Genomic DNA, 23,033 nt, shown 5'->3' with positions numbered 1-23,033 from the left:
CCCTCGAACCGAGGAAAGATAATTTTCGAGCAGAAATGCATCTGCGAAGCGTGGGAATACTTTACGTATTCCGAGCGACAAAGATGTATTTATGCCGGAAAGAAATTTTCTCGGCGGCATTAGTTCGGCTCTTTTCGGCTATAGCAAGGGATTTTAAATATATATGCGTATATTATACAGGGAAAAACACATTTTGTCAAGGACTAAAATTCACAATTTTAACAGCTTTGTCCGCAGGGCAAAATTACAAAGAATATGCACCTGTTGCGCCAAGTATTCGGCATAACAGAATAATATGAAAAATACGTCACATTTTGTGAAAAGTGTGTTATAGAGGAAAAACCGCATTGGGTATATAATTATAAGCGGAAGAGCTTCTGATACAAGCTTCTACAATTTTTACAATTTTTCAAATAAGAAAGGAAAAAAGTATGAAACTCAAAAAAATCCTTTCGCTGATACTTGTTGCGGTTATTCTGTGTGTTTCCGCTTATGCGGCAACCTCTGTTTATGACTGCATCTCTATCGGCGGTATCGAAGATGAGGACGGCGGTGCGTTCGCAATAGTTTGCGACAGTGAAAAGCCTGAGGGCTATGGCGCATGGGGCCTCGGAACTATCACACAGTATACCGAAGCACAGGCACAGGCTAAAAATGTTCCTGAAGGCTACGATGGCAGTGTGTATATGGTAGAACTGTATGACGGAAGTCTTGGTTTCACCCTTGATTTCTCTGTGGCAAACATCCCTGTTGCTAACGTAAAATCTATCACCATGAATATCTATCCTGTTCACGATGTTACAAGCGGTGGTAAAATACAGTTATATACTCCCGCTCCTACAAGCGGTTGGAGAACGGCATATCCTTTGGAAAATAATTTCGGCACAGATAAGTGGATTAATTTTACTCTTGGCAGTGACTACGGCTGGAGATTTTCCAATGGCTTTGTTAACAATGCAGAGCTTAAAGATGCTGACGGGATGCTCGATAAAATCAACTTTATGTTTACCAATGCGTCCACTCTCTACATAGATAGTATCGAAGTTGAATACTATCCTGTATCTGTTGTAAGCGGTGATGGTACAACTGCACTGGCATCTAATATTAAAAAGTTCCCTTACGTTGGTGAAGATGACAGAGCAAGTGCGTACTCTCAGTATAACTATGTGAATTACCCAACCGGCTATGAAAATATTAAGGCACCTGCAGGATATAGCGGAACTGTTCAGGAATTCAGTGCAGTGTCGGGCAACGGCAAAAACTTAGGTTTTGTTGTTGATTTGACTGCTATGAACGTGGATGCGGAAGATGTTGAGTCAGTAACATTGAGAATTGCAGGAAATGGTGTTCCGTCTTACATATATATCAATAACAATCCTAATTTTAGTTCGTCCGGTTATGCTATGACACTTACCGACTCTCAGGCTGAAAACAATACAGCTATCGGTAATCAGAAATGGGCTGATGTTAAAGAAGCGTTTGGCAAAAGTGAGTGGTGTGACCTTGTAATCGATGCTAATGCTTTCAGAATAGGAAACAGCTTTACCAAGAACCTTGCCGAAGCAAATGGTAAATTGACCAATATGAAGTTCCGTGTCAGCGGTATAAGCGAAGTTTACCTCGACAGCATTTCCATTCAACTCGTTGGCGGAAAGACCATCGACGGCGAAATGCTGGGCGCTCAGGTGAGAACTACCGGTGAAAAGGGTCTTAGATTCGGTACAAGAATTGCTACCAACGGCAACTTCAATCTTGACGATGTTCAGTTCGTCTCCGAAGACGATAAGCTTTACGCAGGTACACTTGTTGTAGCAAAGGCTGACCTTGCTGCGGCAGGTCTTGAAGCAAATGAGCTTACCCACGCTAATATGAAGGCTGCTGAGGCACTTGATGTTAAGGCGGCTAAGATTTTTGACAGTGCGTATAACACCACAAACGCTCTGTACACCGCAGTTGTTTACAATATCCCCGACGATACGGCTGAAATCGTTGCACGCGGCTATATCCGTTACACCGCTGATAACGGCATCACCTACAAGTATTTCTACTTTGATCCCGTTACCAAATCAATGGCGGCTGTAAACGAATCCGCCTGGGGCAAATAATTAGTATCGGCGCTCCACCACAGTGCAGATATAAGATTATTGTATTTTGATTATCACTAGGTTTTCGTTTCCTTTCCTTATATAATTTTTGGGGCAAATCGGCAGGATTATTCCTGCCGATTTGCTTTTGCAGGGCTTATATATAGAAAACCGTAGGGCGATAGGCTACCACCGGGAGGGCCGAGGAGAGCGCGTGACAAACAACGCGGGATATTGAAGTATAGCTGCCCTGCGATGTGAACCTCTGCTGTCATGTTGAGCGGAGTGCGAAGCAAGCAGTCGAAACATCTTTAAACCGTAAGCTGTTTAAACGAAAGAATATTGAAAGATTCTCCGACTTACTGCGTTCGCTCAGAATGACAAAGAAATGAAAAGCCTTCCCCTTGAGGGAAAGGCTTTTACACCAAAAACAAACAAGCACCCTGTGGTGAGGGTGCTTGTTTGTTGAAAGCATTTATGTAATTTTATAAGGAGAAAAACGCGTTAATTATTGCTCCATTCGCCGTTTGCAAGGCTTAATACATCGTTGTAGCTACGGGTTACGGAATCACCGTAAACGGTGTAGTTTTCGCCGTTCACCTTGTAGGTTAGGTAAGGTCTTGCAACGAGAGCTGTACCGCGCTGGTTAACTACTTCACCTGTTCCGTCGGGGATGTTGTCAACAACAGCGGTGTAAGTGTTAACGGTTCCTACGGTTTCTTTGACTTTGAAGCCTTCCTTGGTGGAGCGTACAACAGCATATTCGTTTTCGTTGCCGAGAACGGGAGTGCTGCCTTCCTTACCGATAACTGCGCCGTATTCAACCAGTGTGCAAACAGCGGGAATAGCGGCAGTATCGATGGTGAAGCCGAATCTCAGGTCAAAAGAATCAGCGGAAGTTCTTATCTGTGCACCAAGAGTGTCGAGTGCGTCAAAGGTGGGCATTGGAACCACTTTGATGTTAAAACCATCATATGCCTTAACGCCTTCGTATTCAACGGTAACCAGGTAGGTGTATTCCTTGGCTGCGTTTGTAACAAAGGTTTTGTCGCTGAGCTGGTTACCAACGGTAACAACAGCACCGTCGAATTTGGTTTCGATGGCGGATTTGATATAAGCCTTGAAGTCGTTTTCGGTTGCTGTGGGAGCGATGTAGTAGGTAATAACTTCGTCACCGAAAGCTACAACGTCAAGCATAGCGTCCATACCGTCACTGCCGTACATATCGGCTTTTTTGCTATGAATTGCAACATACTTGTACTCGGAGTAGTGGGTGTCTTTAGGTGTTCCCTCTCTCATTTGGATTGCTAAGTCCTGATAGTAAGCAGGAGGTGTGAGATCATTCAGTTTTACAAGCCAATCTCTCTCGGAAGTGCCCACAATGCTATCGGGAGTTTTTGTTATATAAGCACCGACAGTATCTGCGCCACCAACTACTGCCTCGGCTATGTTGAACGAGATCTTTGCAGTTCTCCATACACCATTAGAAGTTTGGTCACAGTTACCCCATTTTGTATCACGGCTATGCAATTTTGTACCGTAAGCGGTGTTAACACCTGAATTCTTCTGTGTAAAGGGCCAGAATTGCAAATCGTAAGGGTGGGTGTTTATAAAGTTAATAGTCATATAGGGATAGTCGGCTCTGGCAAGAGTCGTGGTATCGCCATTAGGAAAAAATCTGAAGCGGGCGGTTCCACTAGCCGGAGCAGTTGTGTAGGGGTCAATGTGCAATGCACCTGCTACTGTTGATACTGGGTTTTTGGTGTTCTCGATGGCACTGTATCTGTTGTAATAGAGATAGTCGCCTGCAAAGTAGTATGTATCTACTTCCGCAGAAGCATAAACAGCCAGCATCACACATGCCAAAAGGGAAAAGAGTAAGATGCTTAAGAGTTTCTTTGCTTTCATTGTGTCCTCCTTAAGGATTTTTGAAAAGTGTTTGTATCAGAAACACGTTTAAATATATATGCAATCATCTGTGGTGAGATGTTCACATCGAAAATCGGGTGTGTGAGCTAAGCTCACACAGAAGAAAGAGTACTCTTTCTTCATACTTACATTATCTGACAACATAGTCTAACATATAATGTGCCCGAAGTCAATATACTTGTTGATGTAAGGCATTCAGGGTCTCACTATATATCATAACGTACGATAAACGCACGTGTTATATATTTTCCGTATTATGTCAAATAAAAAAGTCATCCCTCTGACATTTTGTCAAGGGGATGACGTAAATGATATATTTTTTATTCCGGGAAATTGATTGTTTCGGTCAGACCGTCAAAGCCCACGACTGCGCCATTAAAAAGGCTGTCGGCAAAGTCGGAGTATTCCTGCGGTTCGGCAAGAGAGGGGCTGTAATGGGTCAGCCACAGCCGTTTTGCCTGTGCCATATCGGCAATGCCGCATGCCTCGCGGAAGGTCATGTGCATTGACTTTACCGCCTTTTCCAGTTTCTCGTCCTCGGCGTACATGCCCTCGCATATGAAAAGGTCGGCGAAGGTAGCCTGCTGTTCAAGGTTTTGGCAGGGGCGGGTGTCGGTGCAATATGTGACGGCGATTCCTTGTCTGGGCGCGCCCATAACCATATCGCGGGTGTATGTGACACCGTTGAGCTGTGCGGTTTCCTGTTTTTGCAGTGTGCTCCATACTTCTACCGGAACGTTGTTCATTTGTGCTTTTTGCGGGTCGAACTTACCCGCGCGTGGGATATCGATGCGGTAACCGTAGCAGGTGATATTGTGCTTCACTCTGAAAGCGGTGATGTTGTAGCCGTTCAGGGAGATATATTGTACATTTTCAGTAAGCTCGGTGAATTTTATTTCAAATGGCAATTCCGGTGCGATAATGCGCAGAGAGTTAACAACCTCTTCAACACCGTGAGGTCCTATTATATTGAGCGGTTCTGTTCTGCCCTCATTGCCCATAGACAGCAGAAAGCCGGGCAGACCGCTTATATGGTCGGCGTGAAAGTGGGTGAAGCAGATTATACCGCAGGGCTTGAAGGTATAGCCGCATTCGCGCAGTGAGACCTGCGTACCCTCGCCGCAATCCATGAGAAGCCCTTTGCCCGCAAGTCTGAAATAAGCAGATGACAGACGGCGGTTTTTGGTGGGCATGGTGCCACCGGTGCCGAGTAGTGTTACATCTAACATTTTTTACCTCATTTAAAACCATCGAAAAATCGCGAAATACTGCGGTCACAATGTGACACATAATACGCGAAAGTACCTCGCAGGAAGATAAACTTTTAATTCCCGCGTTGCAGCTGTGCGGATTAGCGTGCGCAGCACCTTGTCTTTCATCGGTTTTTCTCGGTTTGGCAAGTCGAAAAATCGCGAGACACTTTGTTATCCAATCTATCTTAAAGAAACTGCGGGCGGATGATAACATCCGCCCTGTAAATTACTGTATTATATGCGTACGCCGAAGCCGAAGAAGTTGTTGGTGTTGTTGAAGGAGATATCCTTGACAATTTTCTCGAGTGTAGCGTAGTCGCAGGGGTATTCGCCCTTTTCGACCCATGTGCCTATCATATCGCACAGGATGCGACGGAAGTATTCGTGACGGGTGTAGGAAAGGAAGCTCCGGGAGTCGGTGAGCATACCTACAAAGTTGCCCAGTACACCCAGATTTGCCAGAGAGGTCATTTGGTCGCGCATGCCTGTATTATTGTCATTGAACCACCATGCACTGCCCTGCTGGAGCTTGCCTGCGGCTTCGGGGCCCTGGAAGCATCCGATTATAGTGCCGATAGCGGCATTTTCAATGGGGTTGATGGAGTAGAGGATGGTTTTGGGCAGAGCGTTTCGGGACAGCATTTCATTGAGCATGAGAATAAGCTGTTTTGTGGAAATTGCACCGTTGATGGAATCAAAGCCGGTGTCGGGACCGAGACGCTCGAACATTGCGGTGTTATTGTTACGGGAAACGCCGAAATGAATCTGCATTACCCAGTTTCTTTCGTTGTATTCGCCTGCGAAGAAGATAAGCAGAGCGGTTTTGTACTTTGCGATTTGTTCGTCGGTCAGAGGCTGTTTGTCGCATGCCTTTTTGAGGATTTCGTCAAGCTCGTCGGTGGTGTAGTCCTTGTTGAAGGGGAGAAGGTCATCAAGACCGTGGTCAGCCGCCTTGCATCCGAAGTGGTCAAAGTGGTCGAGACGAAGCTTGAACGCCAGAAGCAGGTCGCAGAATGTATTTATTTTCACACCGCTGACATCGGACAAGCGCTGTATATAGTCGGCGAAATCAGCCTTTTCTATATTAACCCCCTTGTCGGGACGGAAGGCGGGCAGAACCTTTGTGGAAAAGTTCGCATCGAGAGAAATTTTTTCATGCCATTCCAGTGTATCGCAGGGGTCGTCGGTTGTGCAGATGAGTTTTACATTGGAGCGTCTGATTATTTCCTGAGCGCGCATGGAGGGCTGAGCCAGCTTTTCGTTGCACAGCTCCCAAACCTCGTCGCAGGTTTTTTCGTTGAGAACACCTGTGTAGCCGAAGTATCTTTTAAGCTCCAGATGGCTCCAGTGATACATGGGGTTGCCTATGAGCTTGGGCATGGTGGCGGCAAATGCCTTGAACTTTTCGTAAGGGTCGCAGTCATTGCCTGTTATCATTTCCTCGGGGTATCCGTTGGAACGGATGGCGCGCCATTTGTAATGGTCGCCGCCCAGCCATATTTCGGTTATATTTTTGTACTGCTTGTTTTCAGCTATTTCCTTGGGACTGATGTGACAGTGATAGTCGATAATCGGCATTTCTTTTGCGTAGTCATGATAAAGCTTTTTGGCTACGTCATTGGTGAGCATGAAGTTTTTGGACAGGAATTTTTTCATATTGTTGCCTTTCTTTATTTTCAGAAGCATATACTCCAAACTATTGCGGTAATCGGTAATGTGACAAGTGCACAGGAATAAAGTCCCACGCTGTTCCACTTGCGAACCAGCTTTTTGGGTACAAGGTTATACAGAAGGTTGGCGATAAGTGAAATGATGGCAAGGTACATAAACAGCCACAGTGCGAATTTTATCAGCCACGCGGCACCGAAAGCAAAGCCTATAAACATGAACAGCACCACCGCACAGCCTATCGCCGTGAAGCACAGGTTGAAAAGATACAACCACATGGGAATAACATTTTTAAAACCCAGATAGATGTAATTTTCAAGCTTGTTTCTGCGTTGATTGTTTCTGAAATAGTCTCTGCCGCGGGTTTTGAATATGCGATGTATTATGAATTGATCCAGCGATGCGGCACGCAAAGCCATAAGGCACATTACCAGTGCACAAAGCTTGAGCACTTCAAAAAGAAAATCCAACATATTCATTCCCCTCTCGTTACGGTATGATCTTTATTTACTATATTATAATACATAATGCAGAAATTTACAATAACAAAACGTAAATTTTTTTATTTGATTATACTGTCCAGATTGCGCTCGGCAATTATGTAAATTACGTAATCGGGGCTTGCGTTTTTGATGTAATTCATATCGAAATTGTAGCCCCAGGTGTAGTAGTAAGAGGTGTTGTTAAAGCGATCCGGCAGAATCTCATAAAGCGCCACACCGTAGGAATCCCTGAACACAACACAATCGGGGAGGCTTTGATTGCCCGTTGAAATTGTTATACGGGAGCTTGTCCTGTTGAAATCCATTTGCAGAGTGCTGTCGTCAAGATATTTTTCTGCGGTGACGGGAAGCTCGAATTCGGGGTTGAAGAAAGGCGCCTGCTGGAGATGCTTTGTGTTATCCATGCCAAGATAGTAAACCACATCTCCGCCCTTCACAAGTCTGTTTTCAAAGCCGTACTGCTCAACCGGCCGTATTGCCGCCTCGGGAAAGTCGCGGGAAACAAAGTCGCACAAAACGCTCAGCCCGAGGTATGAGCCGTATTCCGACCAGTGTGAGTCGGTGTGGAGATAAGGCTGTAATTCGTCATTACGGTGCTCACGCAGTACGGGACGCAAATCAAGAGCGTAGGCATCTGTTTGTGAAATTGCTTCAAGCACCTGGTCCATTTTGGTCAGCCCTTTTGCTTTTATGAGACATTTGGGGGCTTCCTCGGCGTAGATGGTGAGTGGGTTGGGAACAATCATGTAAACCAACTTGCAGCCCGGAACCTCTTCAGCCAGCAGTGCGGTCTTATCATTTATGCGTTTTTTGAAAAGCTCAAGCTGTTTTTCACTCATAAGATTTGTGCCCTCAAAATCCGCAAAGCTCAGCCGTGCAAATCCTCGGGAGGTATCAGACAGAAGAATATGCCAGTCATCATCGTAAACATAGTGCTCGGACAGGTATCTTGCGGTGAGGGTTACCGTGTCGGCGGGAGCTTTTCCGTCGGTGCATGCGGTTATTTCTATGGTATAATCGGTATTTTCTTCATCCGAAGGGATTCTTATCTGGGCAAGGAAATGCTCGCCGTTGGACTTGATTTTTACAGTCTCTTCATCGCTTTTCAGAATTATTTCGGAGTTGTTTTCACAGCTCCCGCCGATGGAGATAAGGTCAGGCTCGGTGTTGTGGTATTCACTGATGACGGGAGAATCGGTTTTTACCTGAGGCGCATCGGGTACGTCCTGCACAACAGGGTCGGGAGTATCTTGCATTTCCGAGGAATGTTCATCCGTAACCGCAAAAGCGGGCACAACGGGTGTTTCGTCCCGGGAAATTTCGTTTTCCGCAGGCGGAGCGGTGCGTGTGCAGGCGGTGATAACAACCATCACGGAAATAATCAGCAGAATATATCTTTTCATAATGTTACTCGCAGTGTTTTATTTTGGTATATTTTATCATTACATACCGTTCAAGTCAAGAGTATTTGTGTTAATACTTGAAATATTAATAATTCTGTACTATAATTAAAATGAATAAATGCATTTAGGGAGATATTGCCATGACTAAAATCCAAAAGCTTATACTTATTGCCCTGGCGGTTGTCATAGTGGTGCTGGGGGCGGTTTTTGCTTATGTTTTCACACGGGTCAGTGCTGTGAAATATACCATTACGGCGACCTTTGAACCGTATACATGGCACGACGGAGTGCTTATTAACAAGGACGGCACAAGCGCCATGCGCTTTATTCCCAATATGGGCACTTACCGCGAGCTGGAGATAGGAATTTTCGATATTTCACAATATGACGGTGCACAAGGACTTGAAACCGAAACGGTGACGGCATATGTGGACAGTTCAAATCTTATTCCCATGTCGGGCAATGCGTTGCCTTACTATAACCTTGACAGCTCCTTTATCTACGGTAAAACGGGAGAGGAAAAGTATCTTGTAAATACCGAAACCCGCACTGTTATACCGCTCCTTGGCAAAAGCAGCGCGAATGTTGAGGGCGTGTGTACCGGCGGAGAGTTCATTCTGGAATGCGACGGAAAAAACGTTACAATTCATCAGCGCAAGGACCGTACCACCAACGAGATAATAAGCATAAAAGAGGTTGAGATAAACGAAGACTTTGACAGTGTGGAGTTTGTTGCCTGGTATAACGAGAGATATGCTCTTTTGCGTCTTAAGTCTGCAATTTCCACCAAATATGCGATAGCTGACGGCGCTACGGGCGAATGTACACTGCTTGTCGCAACAAATGACATTATGCCGTTCATTTCCGAGGTGCTTAAGGAAGAAGAGGACAGCCCTGCCGAGGGACTTACTCAGTGCTACAACAGACTTATAAGCGGTAAATATCTGCAGTTTTACGATAATGTGCATGATATAATGACCGATTCCTACAATCAGGTGCCAAGTGGCCGTTATATGGATATTTTTACGGGAATCCGCTATGATTCGGGGCTTCACGGCGACAGCTTTACAGGTAAAAACGAGCTTGTGTGCGTGTCGGCCGACGGCACCTACTGCGTGTTTGAAACGGCACTTAAATCCGACCCTTACCGTCAGATTGAGTATGTTATATTCAATTCCGAAAACGGAAAATACTATAAGCTCAGTGAAATCGTGGGCAATGAGGTCTTTATCGACGATGTATTTTTCGTGTACAACAATGTGCTGTTCGTAAACTATGCCGAGCTTAATACAGGCAAGGAAGCCTCCTGCTCGATAAAACTCAGTTTTTAATTGAAAGGCGGTATTTTATGACAGAGCTTTGTACCTCTGCACAGGTAAAAAGAATTGACCGAAACTGCGGTATCGATTCCCGCGAGCTTATGCAGAATGCGGCGGAGTGCCTTTTCAGCCGTATTGAGGCCTGTCGGGACAAGTACATGTTTTCCCTCGGAGCTGTCAGCATTGTGTGCGGAGTGGGAAATAACGGCGGAGACGGCTATGCTCTTGCCATTCTTCTGTTTGAAAGCGGTGTGAATGTACGTATTGTTGCCGCGGACAGACCTGCAGGCAGCGATGCGCTTTACTACTTTTCGCTGTGTACCGATATGGGTATTGATATTATTTATGCCGAGGAGGAGCCCGATACGGCTCTTGAAACCATTTCACATTCCTCCTTTATTGTGGATGCAATGTTCGGCACAGGGCTTTCACGCGCACCCGGTGAGCCGTATGATGAGCTTATTGAGGCGGTAAATTCAAGTGCAGCATTTGTTTTCAGTGTGGATATTCCGTCGGGAATATTTGCGGATGATGCCTCTTTTCATATTGAAAACGGACAGCCCGTTTGCATAAAGGCAGATATAACCTCTACCTTTGTGATGAAAAAAGCGGCTCATGTTTCCCATCCTGCCATGGAGTACTGCGGAGATGTGTTTGTGGAGGATATAGGAATACCGCCGGAAACTCTCGGAAACGAACATTTTGTGATGTTCTGCGCGGACGATGATATCGTGAATAAGGTTTTTTACCCCCGCGAAGCCGACAGCAACAAGGGCACCTACGGCACACTTGTGATGCTGTGCGGATGCGATACCATGACGGGTGCGGCATGTCTTGCCGCTCAGAGTGCATTGCGTTGCGGTGTCGGTCTGGAGGTATGCGCGGCGAAGGAATCGGTGATAAGGATATTGCAGAGCAAAATGAATTTCCCCGTTTTTCTTCCTCTTGATACCGATGAATACGGTTATTACACGGACGAAGCACTGGATACTGTGACGAGCTATCCCAAGTCCTCGGCGATTCTTATCGGATGCGGTCTGGGAATAAGCGAGGGCACTGTGCGGGCGGTGACGCATGTTATGAAAAATGCACGTGTTCCGCTTGTCATTGATGCGGACGCACTTAATATAATTTCAGAAAATCTAAATCTTCTTGAACAGCTTGCAGTCCCTGCTGTCATAACTCCCCATCCCGGAGAGATGGCTCGGCTTTGCGGATGCACGGTGGAGTATGTTCAGAATAACCGTACATCATTGGCAGCTGAATTTGCCGAACGGTATGGCGTCACCGTGGTTCTTAAGGGAAATGCTACCGTTATTGCCTCACCCGACGGCAGAATGGTTTTCAATACAACGGGCGGTCCGTCACTGGCAAAGGGCGGAATGGGGGATGTGCTTGCGGGCATTATAGCCTCCCTTGTTGCACAGGGCAGAGACATTTTTGACAGTGCTGTGTGCGGTGCGTATATTCACGGCGCGGCGGGCGACATGGCAAAGGAAGTATTCTCTGAATACGGCGTAAGTCCCGATGATATACCCGAATTTGCCGCAAAAGTCATAAACAGCAAAGTACGGCATAATTTATATTAAATACTATTTCGGAGGACAGCATGAAAAAAATACTTTTATTACTGCTTGCCGTATTGTGCATATCTGTATTTACTTCCTGTGGAGATATGACGGATGATGTCGCGGCATGGTTCAGTGCTCCCACTGTCAGCACCATAGACTATGAGCTGTCGGGTGTAAGCGGAAGCGCGGTGTTTACATATTACGGCGAAAATAATAACAAAATACTTTTCACCTCGGGCGAGGGGCTTGAGGGTGTGCAGTTCAGTTTTTCGGGAGATACCGTTACTGCTTCAAGACCGGATGACGGGCTGGAATGGCAGGTGACACCCGAAATGGCGGAGACACTTGCTGTTTTCGGCAAGCTGTACAGCTATGCCGCCACTCTTACCTATACTGCCACACCTTCCAACACACAGGGCGTGGCGGAACAAAAGCAGGTAAGTGAAACCTTTGAATACATTGACGGAGCATTTGACATAACCTTCAACAGAGCCGACGGAAAACCCGTAAAGCTTTGCTATACCCATGACGGACAAAGCCTTGTGATAAATATTAGGGAAATTGAAATTATAACTCAGGAAGTGGAATAATTGAACTACACATTCAGCCGTACAGCGGCGATTATTGATCTTGAAAACGCGAAGCACAATTACCAACTGATAAAAAACGGCCTTTCGGACGGAACAAAAATGTTCCCTGTTATAAAAGCAGACGGATATGGGCACGGAGCGTCACGTCTTGCAGGGCTTTATGACAGACTGGGCGCGGATATGTTCTGCGTGGCATGCCTTGATGAGGCGCTGAGTTTACGAAATGACGGAATAACCAAGCCTATACTTATACTTTCTCCCACTCTTGCGTGTCTTGCACAACAGCTTATTGACAACAATATTGTTCAGACGGTACACAGCAGACAGTATGCAGATATGCTGTGCGAAAATATTCCGCAGGGCAAAAAGCTTAAGATACATATAAAGCTGGATACGGGTATGAGAAGAATTGGTTTTACCGCCGACGAGCATCCCGAAGAGCTGATGAATTTGCCTGAGCTGGACGTATGCGGTATTTTTACCCATTACGCCGAGAGCGACGGCTGTGACACGGCATTTACCGATTTACAGCTCAGCCGGTATAATGATATAATAAAAAGGTTTGACGGAGTGGAAATTATGCGTCATACCTCTAATTCTGCCGCGTCGCTTTGTATGCCTGAGGCTCATTTTGACGGAGTACGCCCGGGTATAGTGCTGTACGGCTCGTATCCGTCACTTTGCGTAAAGGAAAAGTTTGAAAAGTGCGGTGCGGCTCTGCGTGAGGTTATGACTTTTAAATCCCGTGTGACAAATATTTTTGATGTAAAAAAAGGGGAGAGCATCGGATATTCCCGCACATATTTCGCACCGCGGGATATGACGGTTGCTACCGTGTGTGCGGGATATGCGGATGGTGTACCAAGGCTCTTATCAAATAAAGGCAGAGTGTGCATAAACGGAAATATGGTTAATATTACGGGTAATGTGTGTATGGACCAGTTTATGGTCGACATTACCGATATCAAAGGCATAAATCTGTTTGACGAGGTTATTATATTCGGCGAGGGCGGTCCGTCCTGCGATGAGGTTGCGGATATATGCGGTACAATAACATACGAAATATACTGCTGTATAAATAAGCGTGTGCCCAGAATATATGCGGGAGATGAAATATGAACATTGATCCCAAAAAGAAAGATTACGTAAAAGCCGCGCCTGCCGAGAGAGCGGGAGAGGCGGTTTTCATGAAAGAAGCGCTTAAATATGCCCGTATCGCCGCGGGTAAGGGCGAGGTTCCGGTAGGAGCGGTGATAGTAAAGGACGGTAAGGTGATTGCCCGCGGGTATAACCGGCGTGAAAGCGCCCGAAATGCACTTATGCACGCTGAGATAATTGCCATAAACCGCGCCTGCAAAAAGCTGGACGGCTGGCGTCTTTCGGGCTGTGATCTTTACGTAACTCTTGAGCCTTGTCCCATGTGCGCAGGCGCCATTATCAATTCGCGTATCGAAAATGTATATTACGGTGCACCTGACCCCAAAGCCGGCTCCATGGGCAGTGTTACGGATATGACCGCACTGGGATACAATTTTAAGCCATACGTGCACGGCGGAATGATGGAAGACGAGTGTGTACGTCTGATGAAGGACTTCTTCAGAAAATTACGTGAAAGATTGTAAAACATGCAACTGTATAATGAGCAATATTTTGTTGTTTTTACTGAATTTTGTTTCATGTATTGACATAGGCGTTTTTATGTATTATAATATAATATGTAGAACTATAAAAGGGACGTATGCCCCTCTGTGTCATAGGATATGACACGAATTATGATAATAACGCCCATAGGACGTTACTATAAATGTTTTCTGATACAAAAAATAAATAAGGAGTAAACAAAATGAAAGCAAAAAATCTTATGCGCATTTCCCTTTTTATTGCAGTTCTTTGTCTTATGTTGGTTGTTACTGCGCTGGCAGATGCAAAGATTATCAGCTTCGACGAAATAGGCATAGGCTATACCGCGACATATAGCAATGCTGATGTTTTTGCCGTTACAACTTCTCAGGACGGTGACAATACTGTTGTAGTTGACAGAATGACACTGGCTGCAAATACAGATATTGCCGGTGAGCAGTATAAGGCAACCTACGTTCCCAACAAGCAGTTTTACGCAGACAGCTATCCTTATATCAAGGTTAAGTTCAGAACCGACTGGCAAAATGCTCTCCAGTACTACATACCGGTAGAGAACGGTTACTTCTTCTATCCTCTGGACGGTGTTGAAAATTACAATAACGGCGAATGGCATGAGGTAGAGCTTTATCTTGGTGCAAATCCCCCTCAGGAAGCACAGGCACTGGCAAAGATGTCGGAGCTTGATTCGCAAGGCAACCCCGCTGCAAGCGGAACTTTTTCGGATGCTGTTGTTAAACAAACCTTCATCCTCGCTAAGAATGGTGACAATACCGGTGAAAACGGACGTTTCTTTGAATTGGAATACATTGCATTCTTTGATAACTGTGCAGAAATGCAGGCCTACCACGGTCTTGACGGCAAGATAATCCGTTTTGACGGCTTCGGCAATACCGAGTATTCCATCAGATCTTCCTACGACTATGAGACCGAAGACGGTGTTCTCCGTGTGACAGGCTCTGTTTACGGCTCTCAGTTCTATATTGATGCTGTGGGCGGAGTTGATGTAAGCGAGTATCCCTATATGACAGTAAGCTATAAGCTTAATGATTCCGAAGCATTCAAAACACCCTACGGCAGTACTCAGCTGTATCTGTACACCTCCGATGATGCGAATGCCGAAAGCACCACCCCCACCGCTTACTATGATGTAGAGCGTGGTTTTTATGATTTGAATAAATCTCATAAGCTGGTTAATTATATCGGTGTGGACACTCCTGCCGTTGCGGCTGCCAACGGCAACTTCAACGGTCGCACCTCCAATAAGAAGTATGTTCGTTCCATAAGAATTGAGCCTTCCAAAAAGTACCGTGACAGAAACTTCTATGAGGATGCCGTTACCGAGGTTGAGTATGTTGCATTCTTCAAGAATCATGCAGATGCAGTGGCATACGGCGCCCCCTCTGAGATAGTCCTCAACGGTGCATCAGGCTTCACTCACAAAATGAATTCTCCTGCAAACGTAACTATTACTGCTGATAACGACGGTACATACCGTATTGAAGGTATGAGCGCTCCTAACGACTATCAGCCCGAATATTCACTCAATGCTCCCTATGCCGGTTACATGCTCACAGATTATCCTTATATTAAGGTTAAGTATAATACTATGTGGGATGCTATAACTCAGTTCTATCTGTATACACTTGAAGAGTACAAGGATTATCTGTACAAGGGGCTTGGAACCACCGGTGGCGGTGATTCCGTATTCAGCTTTGATATTGGCTCAAATTCTCGTGCAGGTGCTTGTAGTGATCCCAATGAATTCTTAGCTCCTATGTCAGCCGCTGCTCCCGAGGTTAAATTGGGTGATGCCGCTCCCTTCTTCCAGTTCAAAGGCTCAACAACCGCGGAGGATTTATACGCGGAAATTGCTTACGTGGCATACTTCAAGACCGCGGCTGAAAGAGACGCTTTCGGCGCTGCTGAGACCAAGGCTGTAAGTGATGCGTATGACGCACTTAACGAAGGCACTCTGGAATGCACCGTACATCCTGCCGCACCTTTTGAAAAGCTTGACGAAACCATTAAGAAAATTGTTGAAGAAACATACAGCGGTGTATATGCAACAGTGTATGTGGATGCAACCGAAGGTGATACCACAGGAACCGCAAATATTTTGATTGACAATATGTACGCGGATGAAGCTTTATCTGTAACTGTTAATCTTAGCATTTCTTATGTTGATTCCCCCATTACCTTCAATAATCCCGGTGCGTCCATCCGTATAGATACTCTGGATGAGACACAGGCAACCAGATACACCGATCATGCAATGCGCTTCAGAAGTGAAATCACTTATGATGCGGATGTTTACACAGTTGTTGCTCAGGGCGCGGTTATCGGCAGAGGTGATGAACCCGTGCTGTACACTGGTGATACGGATTATCACACTGCGGCTGTAAACGTAAGAAGAAATAACACCACTTACTTTGATACCGTTATCACCAGAATTCCTCTGGGTCAGCTTGATACCGAAATCACCGTAAGACCTTATATTATCTACGAAATGGACGGCGTTGAGCACATTTACTACGGCGAAGCCATAAAACGCAGTGTAAACGGTATTCTTGCCGCTATGGGCGAATAATTAAATCACAATAAATGCAAAAATAAGAGGAGCACATGCTCCTCTTATTTTTGTTATTTTATCAGTTCTTTCGCTTTTTCCAGTAATGCATCGGGAGTGTTTTCAAGCTTTTCGTTGATAACAAGATTCAGAAGCTTATTCAGAATTTCGCCCATTATTTTACCTTTCGGTACACCGATTTCGCTCAGCTCTTTTCCGCTCACAGCTAAATCCTTGGTAAAAAGACAGCAATTTTCCTTTTCCAGACAGTTTACTATATCCAGTATTTTATAAGTAACCTCGGGGTCGTTATATCCGTCTGAGTGTGCCAGTATATCACCCTTTTTTAACTCCATAAGCAATTTCACAAACTCGAAGGATGTCTCGGAAATAAGGTGTTTTACCCATATTCTGTCAGGAATCATGCGATCATCATGACGCTGAATGAGCGCAGTGACCGTCGCGATGGTTTTGTTATCGGAGTGCAGACGGCGTAATATAGCTTTCGCTGCACGGGCGCTTTTTTCCTGGTGGTCGAAGGAGTGACCCACCCCTCTGTTGTCAACTGTGAAGCAATCGGGCTTGGCAACATCGTGAAGAAGTGCGGCAAGCCTTACCGTCAGTATGCTGTCGCAGGAAGACAATGTCTTTATAATGTGAGTGTACACATCATACTTGTGATATTTTGTTTTTTGCTCAAAGCCCACACAATCTGTAAGCTCCGGAATTATACGGCATATTACACTGCTGAAATCCAGCAGTATTTTTTCTGCATTTTTGCCGCACACAAGCTTTGTCAGCTCAGCGTAAATGCGCTCGGTGCTGATTTTGTCCAGCATGGGTGTTTTGCGGAAAATAGCATGTGCGGTGCTTTCGGCAATATCAAAACCCAGTACAGCCGAAAAACGCAGTGCACGCATGATTCTCAGCGCATCCTCGCTGAAACGGGTTCCCGCATCACCAACGCAGCAAATTATTTTTTCTTTTATGTGCTCACGTCCGCCGAATGGGTCAACCACCCCCACCTCCGGGTTATATGCCATGGCATTTACCGTAAAATCGCGGCGTGAAAGGTCGTCCGTCAGACTGCGCGTAAACGAAACACTGTCGGGATGCCGTCCGTCAGAATAGGTTCCGTCGGTTCTGAAGGTGGTGATCTCCAGCATTTCGCCATCCAGAACTACCGTGACTGTGCCGTGCTGAATGCCTGTCTCAATGACACGGCAGTCCTTGAAGCATTGGCATACCTCGTTCGGCAGAGCGCTTGTCGTGATGTCGAAATCGTGCGGCACTACTCCCATTATATAGTCCCTTACACATCCGCCAACGCAGTATGCCTCAAAGCCATGCTCATTAAGCCGCTTGAGCGCTGACGCAACGGAAGAGGGAATATCAAAAACATACTCGTTATTGCAGTTCATTTTACTGCTCCTGACACTTTTTTGTTGAGAAAATCCGATAAATATACTACGTACAGTACAATTATACTACAAAAATAAGTTTTTTTCAATATGTTTTTAAAGCTTTTGAAAAACGTGTGTTACACGGGGTCTTGGGGCGGTTGTTGCAGCAATGCCCGCTATGAAAACAAACAAGCGCCCCGTGGTGAAGGGCGCTTGTTTGCTGAAAACACTCATTTTATAAGGAGTCAAGGTAAAAGCTTTATTTTATTATTTGTCCCAATCTGCCGTTGCTGCGTTGATAACAGCATTGATGGAACGTGTTACAGCCTCGCCGTAGGTGGTGTAGGTGCTTCCGCCGAGTGTGTAAGTTACGTAGGGACGTGCAACGATAGCTGTATCCATTTCCGTTGAGGGAATGGTGTGTACAACGGCGGTATAAGTGTTTACAGAGCCGTTGGCAGTAAACTTGAATTCTTCGATTGCAGAGCTTACAACAGCATACTCATCTGTGTTGCCCAGAACAGGCTCGCTTCCGTTCTTACCGATAACTGCACCGTATTCGACTACTGCACAGCCCTCGGGAATTACTGCGTTGTCAATGGTGAAGCCGAATCTGAGACCCTGACCCTTGCCGTCATTTGCGTCAGCACGAACCTGTGCACCCAGAACGGTAACGCCGAAGTCAGCCGCGGGGATAAGCTCGGTAACGGTGTAGGACTTGGTGACGGTGTAGTCTCTGTTGGCATAGAAGCTGGAAATGTGTGCGGTTGCGTTTTCGCCGTCGAAGGTAACTTCAACATTAACATCTTCTCCGCAGGCGGCTTCGATGTCTGCAGTGATAATATCTTCAATATCATCAGCGGATTCAACCACGTAGTCAAGCTCAAGCGCTTCAACAGCCGCCTTTGCCGCTTCAACAGCCGCGGTTTCCTCTGCGCCGAACGCCTTCATGGCAGCCTCGTCCTTGAAGTAAGCGATGTAGTACAGTTCAAGGTAATAGTCCTTGTCGGTGGGCGTTCCGCCAGCTTCGGGATTGGTGTTAAGTCCCTTGTACTGGATGAAAAATCTTCTCATCTGTGCAAGGTCATAATCGGTCTCGCTTGCGTAGTAGGGGAGAACGTTTTTTGTTCCGCTGCTCGTTCCCACCGTCCACTTGAGACCGTCGGCTGCGGTATAGGCTACAGAAGTAGTAGATTTGTCTGTAGTTTTGTAAAGGAATTCTGCGGTAACCTCGGTGTTTCTACGATTACCCGCACCGCTGCTGTTGCTACCCAGGTAGTAACCGTTTCTGTCGCTGACTCCGCTTGCGGTGTTGGGATAGTGATCGGCATAGTACTGGGCGGTGGAGGTCCAGTCGGTCTTATACTTTATCTTTGCATAAGGATAATCGTAAAGATTGAAGTAGCTGTCTTCTTTGAGAGAAAAACTAACCTCGTAAGTTTTTCTGTTTGCGTTGGGCTGCTGTGCCACATCGTTCAGGTCTTTCTTATACATGTCGATGCGGTAAACTCCGTCATCTGTTATGGAAACCGGTTCGCGGCCGCTGCCCGTTTCGCTTGAAGATTTCAAGGACTTGGTGTAATCGAAGTTTACGTTTCTGTCATTGTTTAATGAAATGAGCTTATAGGTATCGCTGGTGTAAGCGTTCATTTCTTCTTCGGTTTCGAAGAAGGCTATATACTCCATTTCCATATAAAGGTCTTCGCCGGATTCAGCAAGAGCGGCAAGGTCGGAATCACTAAGACTTCTGAGCATAAAGAAGAAAGACTCAATCTGCGTAGGTCTGCTTTCAGAGGGGAATTCCGGAACCTTGTTGTTTTTTGCATCGGGACTGGAGGTGTAGGTTGACAGCTTGCCGTAGTTGGTGTAGGAATATCTGTTGTAGGGATACGTGTTTGTATCATCCTTATATGTCTGTACCTTTGACTCGACTGTGATACTTTTGTCGCCATGAACCGGGTAGTAAAGCTTAACGGTTGTCCAGGCGTCATCACTGCCTACGCCCTTATCGGTTACAAGGTATCCGCCGACATCGGCATCCATGTAGAACTGCAATGTTTTGGGGAAGTTTGTTCTGTACTTCATCTTTATGTAGGGGTATTGCAGAAGGGTGAAGTAGTCTGCTTCGGAAAGGGTGATATTGGCACGTGCGTTTGCATCCTTTATGAGTTTTTCGTTAGCCATATCAACTCTTAAAAGACCGCTGTCGGTATTTACTGTGCCGTGGTATGCGCTTGCTTTGACAGTTGGCATGATTGAGCCCTGTGCGCCGTCAAAACGTATGATTTTTGAATCAGCCAGTGCAAACGCCGTCAGCAGGGTACATAATAAAAGTGCAAAAGCTAAGATGCTGAGAAGTTTTTTTGCATTCATTTTTCTGTCTCCTTTAAAGATTTTTGTGGGTGGTTGTATCAGAAACACATGCGTATGTAATGACAGTGAAAAGGAACCGCGTTGAGCAGTATACTGCTCAAATGAAAGGGTACCCTTTCATTATATCATATTTATACACAGATAGTATAACACTTTTTTATCCATGTGTCAATATATTTGGCAAAAATGATTTATTCGATGCCAAAAGTGTTCAAAAAAGGAGCCGTCGGACTTTGCCTGCAAAAAACAAAAGCAAGGATAAAGAATTTATCCTTGCTTTTTGCAACAATTAATTATAAAAAGCTTATATTATTTGTTGGTAAGCTTTGCGATTTCTGCTGCGAAATCTTCTTCTTTCTTTTCAAGACCTTCGCCCTTTTCCCATCTGATGAAGGAAAGAACCTTGAGGTCGCCGCCAAGAGCAGCCTTTTCGGACTCGATATACTTAGCAACAGTTACGCCGTCGCCCTTAACGTAGTCCTGGCACATGAGACAGTTGGTCTCATAGTACTTGCCTGCCTTACCCTCAACCATCTTTTCGATGATGTTAGCGGGCTTGTTGGCATTCTTGGGATCGTTCTTGATGGTAGCGGTGATAACTGCCTTTTCTTCCTCGATGATGCTTGCGGGAACATCTGTCTTGTCAACGTAGAGAGGAGACATGGAGCAGATCTGGAGAGCAACGTTCTTGGAAACTTCAGCGAACTTTTCGCTTGCGAATACAGCATCGTCGCAGTCGCAAACAACGATAACACCCATCTGACCCTTGCCGTGAACGTAGCGGTTGAGCTTACCTTCAACGATCTGGAATCTTCTGATGTTGATGTTTTCACCGATGGTAAATACCTTGTCCTTAACAGCAGCTTCAACGTTCATGTTGCCGTCGAAGTCGAGTGCGAGGAATTCATCAAGAGTAGCGGGCTTCTTTGCAAGAAGAATGTTAAGAAGGTCTGCTACGAACTTCTGGAAGGTTTCGTTCTTTGCGGCAAAGTCGGTTTCGATGTTAACTTCGATGATTGCAGCGGTCTTGCCGTCAGCAGATACAGCTATATCAACAACACCCTCGGCAGCAATTCTGGAAGACTTCTTAGCGGCAACAGCCAGACCCTTTTCGCGGAGGATCTTTATAGCTTCCTCGGGATCGCCGTTAGCCTCGGTAAGTGCCTTTTTGCACTCCATCATACCGATACCGGTTCTTTGTCTGAGATCGTTTACGTCTTTAGCGGTTATAGCCATTTTAGTTAGTTCCTTTCTGAAATAAGATTATTCAGCGTCTGCTGCTTCCTGAGCTTCTTCAGCTTCAGCAGCTTCGCCCTGCTCGCCCTGGTGGCCTTCGATAACAGCATCAGCCATAGCGGAAGCGATAAGACGGATAGCGCGGATAGCGTCGTCATTACCGGGGATTACATAATCAGCTTCATCGGGGTCACAGTTGGTATCTACGATAGCAACAACGGGAATACCGAGCTTTCTTGCTTCTGCAACAGCGTTAGCCTCCTTGCGGGGGTCAACTATAAATACTGCAGAGGGAAGATCGTGCATTTCCTTGATACCGCCGAGGTTCTTTTCAAGGGTTTCCATCTCTTTCTTGAGAGCGGTAACTTCCTTCTTGGGAAGCATGTCGAAGGTGCCGTCTTCTTCAAGCTTGTGGAGATTGTTGAGACGAGCGATGCTCTTCTTGATGGTCTTGAAGTTGGTGAGCATACCGCCGGGCCAACGCATGTTAACGAAGTACATACCTGCGCGCTCTGCTTCTTCCTTGATAGCGTCCTGAGCCTGCTTCTTGGTACCTACGAAAAGAATGGTGCCGCCTTCGAGAGCGAGGTCGCGAACGAACATGTAAGCTTCCTCAACCTTTTTAACGGTTTTCTGAAGGTCGATGATATAGATACCGTTTCTCTGGGTGAAGATGTACTCTGCCATTTTGGGGTTCCATCTTCTTGTCTGGTGACCGAAGTGTACGCCGGCCTCCAGAAGCTGTTTCATAGAAATAACTGACATATTAAATGTCCTCCTTTTGGGTTTTTACCACCACGGCGCCCGTTCGGCAAACACAGTCAACCTTTTTGACCGACCCGTTATACCGCGAATTACGCTGTGTGTGAATTTTACATATCATTCTACCACAAACACCAATATTTTTCAATACACATTTCATTTTGTTTACACAAAATTAATATATTTTTTGTGTGCATTACGCACAAAAGAGCGCATATACTAAAATTATAACGCCATTTGAAATCAGAGGAGAAAGTATGAATAAACCCAACACCAACAACATCAGATGCCGAAGTATAACCGAGCGTTATTGCTATGAGGTGGGTGAAAACGTAGTACTCAGAAGCACATCGCCGGATAACGAAAGCTATGAATGTCTGTATTCGCCGTTTTGCAAATCACGCGATAAATGTATCCGCAAAAATACAAAAAAGACAGAAAATAGGGATAATGTATAGCACGCAGTATCCATACAATGATAACGTATGCATCAAAAACGGCTTCAATATTGAAGCCGTTTTTCGTTTGACATACATGGATATTTGTGCTATACTATCTACGCTGCCAAGCAAATTTGAATCAGAAGCTGCGTTTTTAAGTATGTCGCTTCTGTTAAATGAACATAAGGAAGATATAAAGAATGGCGATACAATGGGCTTTTTGCTCGTTGTATCGCCTCATTGTTTATTGAATAAATTAAACCAATTCCTGTATATGCTGTGACACATCAAT

Annotated in this window: 17 protein-coding genes; 8 read left to right on the top strand and 9 right to left on the bottom strand. The window is 45.6% G+C overall.

The features are described 5' to 3' along the window. Window positions 1–431: 431 nt before the first annotated feature. Entirely contained in the window at window positions 432–2,105 is a 1,674-nt protein-coding gene (locus tag E7588_10260; protein MBE6689635.1) for a hypothetical protein, read from the top strand. A 483-nt stretch (window positions 2,106–2,588) separates the two neighbouring features. Here the strand turns inward: E7588_10260 and E7588_10255 are convergent, their stop codons facing one another. The 5 genes from E7588_10255 to E7588_10235 form a co-directional block, all read right to left on the bottom strand. Next, window positions 2,589–3,992 carry a hypothetical protein gene (locus E7588_10255; GenBank protein MBE6689634.1) on the bottom strand — a complete coding sequence of 468 codons (1,404 nt, stop codon included), beginning with the start codon at window positions 3,990–3,992 and terminating at the stop codon, window positions 2,589–2,591. A gap of 341 nt (window positions 3,993–4,333) precedes the next feature. Next, entirely contained in the window at window positions 4,334–5,242 is a 909-nt protein-coding gene (locus tag E7588_10250; GenBank protein ID MBE6689633.1) for a ribonuclease Z, read from the bottom strand. Between the two features lie 258 nt (window positions 5,243–5,500). After that, entirely contained in the window at window positions 5,501–6,922 is a 1,422-nt protein-coding gene (gene uxaC, locus E7588_10245; protein ID MBE6689632.1) for a glucuronate isomerase, read from the bottom strand. 20 nt (window positions 6,923–6,942) lie between these two features. Further along, on the bottom strand, window positions 6,943–7,407 hold the full coding sequence (locus E7588_10240; GenBank protein MBE6689631.1) for a hypothetical protein: 465 nt from the start codon (window positions 7,405–7,407) through the stop codon (window positions 6,943–6,945). A gap of 89 nt (window positions 7,408–7,496) precedes the next feature. Further along, window positions 7,497–8,840, bottom strand: coding sequence for a hypothetical protein (locus E7588_10235; protein MBE6689630.1), 1,344 nt, complete (start codon window positions 8,838–8,840; stop codon window positions 7,497–7,499). 140 nt (window positions 8,841–8,980) lie between these two features. Between E7588_10235 and E7588_10230 the strand changes: the two genes are divergently transcribed. From E7588_10230 to E7588_10205, 6 genes are all read left to right on the top strand, one after another. Continuing rightward, window positions 8,981–10,171 (top strand): hypothetical protein, encoded by a 1,191-nt coding sequence (locus E7588_10230; protein ID MBE6689629.1) that lies wholly within the window; start codon window positions 8,981–8,983, stop codon window positions 10,169–10,171. Between the two features lie 17 nt (window positions 10,172–10,188). Next, window positions 10,189–11,748 (top strand): NAD(P)H-hydrate dehydratase, encoded by a 1,560-nt coding sequence (locus tag E7588_10225; GenBank protein MBE6689628.1) that lies wholly within the window; start codon window positions 10,189–10,191, stop codon window positions 11,746–11,748. A gap of 20 nt (window positions 11,749–11,768) precedes the next feature. Next, on the top strand, window positions 11,769–12,320 hold the full coding sequence (locus E7588_10220; protein ID MBE6689627.1) for a hypothetical protein: 552 nt from the start codon (window positions 11,769–11,771) through the stop codon (window positions 12,318–12,320). Next, a complete protein-coding gene (gene alr / locus E7588_10215; protein ID MBE6689626.1) occupies window positions 12,321–13,439 on the top strand; it encodes an alanine racemase in 1,119 nt (372 codons plus the stop codon). Then, window positions 13,436–13,942 (top strand): nucleoside deaminase, encoded by a 507-nt coding sequence (locus tag E7588_10210; GenBank protein ID MBE6689625.1) that lies wholly within the window; start codon window positions 13,436–13,438, stop codon window positions 13,940–13,942. The genes alr and E7588_10210 overlap by 4 nt, the downstream gene beginning before the upstream one ends. Window positions 13,943–14,163: 221 nt before the next feature. Further along, window positions 14,164–16,548 carry a hypothetical protein gene (locus E7588_10205; protein ID MBE6689624.1) on the top strand — a complete coding sequence of 795 codons (2,385 nt, stop codon included), beginning with the start codon at window positions 14,164–14,166 and terminating at the stop codon, window positions 16,546–16,548. 53 nt (window positions 16,549–16,601) lie between these two features. Here the strand turns inward: E7588_10205 and E7588_10200 are convergent, their stop codons facing one another. The 4 genes from E7588_10200 to rpsB all read right to left on the bottom strand — a co-directional run bounded on the left by E7588_10200 (window position 16,602) and on the right by rpsB (window position 22,304). Then, complete coding sequence (locus E7588_10200; GenBank protein ID MBE6689623.1) at window positions 16,602–17,948, bottom strand: HD domain-containing protein; 1,347 nt, start codon at window positions 17,946–17,948, stop codon at window positions 16,602–16,604. Window positions 17,949–18,197: 249 nt separating this feature from the next. Next, window positions 18,198–20,303, bottom strand: coding sequence for a hypothetical protein (locus tag E7588_10195; GenBank protein MBE6689622.1), 2,106 nt, complete (start codon window positions 20,301–20,303; stop codon window positions 18,198–18,200). A gap of 309 nt (window positions 20,304–20,612) precedes the next feature. Next, window positions 20,613–21,539, bottom strand: a complete 927-nt coding sequence (locus tag E7588_10190; protein MBE6689621.1) for an elongation factor Ts — start codon at window positions 21,537–21,539, stop codon at window positions 20,613–20,615. A gap of 27 nt (window positions 21,540–21,566) precedes the next feature. Continuing rightward, window positions 21,567–22,304 carry a 30S ribosomal protein S2 gene (gene rpsB, locus E7588_10185; protein ID MBE6689620.1) on the bottom strand — a complete coding sequence of 246 codons (738 nt, stop codon included), beginning with the start codon at window positions 22,302–22,304 and terminating at the stop codon, window positions 21,567–21,569. A gap of 254 nt (window positions 22,305–22,558) precedes the next feature. Here rpsB and E7588_10180 point away from each other — a divergent pair, with 254 nt between their 5' ends. Beyond that, entirely contained in the window at window positions 22,559–22,759 is a 201-nt protein-coding gene (locus E7588_10180) for a hypothetical protein (protein ID MBE6689619.1), read from the top strand. Window positions 22,760–23,033 lie beyond the last annotated feature (274 nt).

This window comes from Oscillospiraceae bacterium (genome assembly GCA_015065085.1).
Lineage (GTDB): Bacteria > Bacillota > Clostridia > Oscillospirales > SIG627 > SIG627.
Note: the sequence above shows the minus strand (reverse complement) of the source record. Positions and strands in the feature narration are given on the sequence as shown.

Bases quoted from the DNA above. Each gene is read 5' to 3' on its own strand.
- E7588_10260 (MBE6689635.1), top strand. From the start codon at position 432: ATGAAACTCAAAAAAATCCTTTCGCTGATACTTGTTGCGGTTATTCTG.
- E7588_10255 (MBE6689634.1), bottom strand. From the start codon at position 3,992: ATGAAAGCAAAGAAACTCTTAAGCATCTTACTCTTTTCCCTTTTGGCA.
- E7588_10250 (MBE6689633.1), bottom strand. From the start codon at position 5,242: ATGTTAGATGTAACACTACTCGGCACCGGTGGCACCATGCCCACCAAA.
- uxaC (MBE6689632.1), bottom strand. From the start codon at position 6,922: ATGAAAAAATTCCTGTCCAAAAACTTCATGCTCACCAATGACGTAGCC.
- E7588_10240 (MBE6689631.1), bottom strand. From the start codon at position 7,407: ATGTTGGATTTTCTTTTTGAAGTGCTCAAGCTTTGTGCACTGGTAATG.
- E7588_10235 (MBE6689630.1), bottom strand. From the start codon at position 8,840: ATGAAAAGATATATTCTGCTGATTATTTCCGTGATGGTTGTTATCACC.
- E7588_10230 (MBE6689629.1), top strand. From the start codon at position 8,981: ATGACTAAAATCCAAAAGCTTATACTTATTGCCCTGGCGGTTGTCATA.
- E7588_10225 (MBE6689628.1), top strand. From the start codon at position 10,189: ATGACAGAGCTTTGTACCTCTGCACAGGTAAAAAGAATTGACCGAAAC.
- E7588_10220 (MBE6689627.1), top strand. From the start codon at position 11,769: ATGAAAAAAATACTTTTATTACTGCTTGCCGTATTGTGCATATCTGTA.
- E7588_10210 (MBE6689625.1), top strand. From the start codon at position 13,436: ATGAACATTGATCCCAAAAAGAAAGATTACGTAAAAGCCGCGCCTGCC.
- E7588_10205 (MBE6689624.1), top strand. From the start codon at position 14,164: ATGAAAGCAAAAAATCTTATGCGCATTTCCCTTTTTATTGCAGTTCTT.
- E7588_10200 (MBE6689623.1), bottom strand. From the start codon at position 17,948: ATGAACTGCAATAACGAGTATGTTTTTGATATTCCCTCTTCCGTTGCG.
- E7588_10195 (MBE6689622.1), bottom strand. From the start codon at position 20,303: ATGAATGCAAAAAAACTTCTCAGCATCTTAGCTTTTGCACTTTTATTA.
- E7588_10190 (MBE6689621.1), bottom strand. From the start codon at position 21,539: ATGGCTATAACCGCTAAAGACGTAAACGATCTCAGACAAAGAACCGGT.
- rpsB (MBE6689620.1), bottom strand. From the start codon at position 22,304: ATGTCAGTTATTTCTATGAAACAGCTTCTGGAGGCCGGCGTACACTTC.
- E7588_10180 (MBE6689619.1), top strand. From the start codon at position 22,559: ATGAATAAACCCAACACCAACAACATCAGATGCCGAAGTATAACCGAG.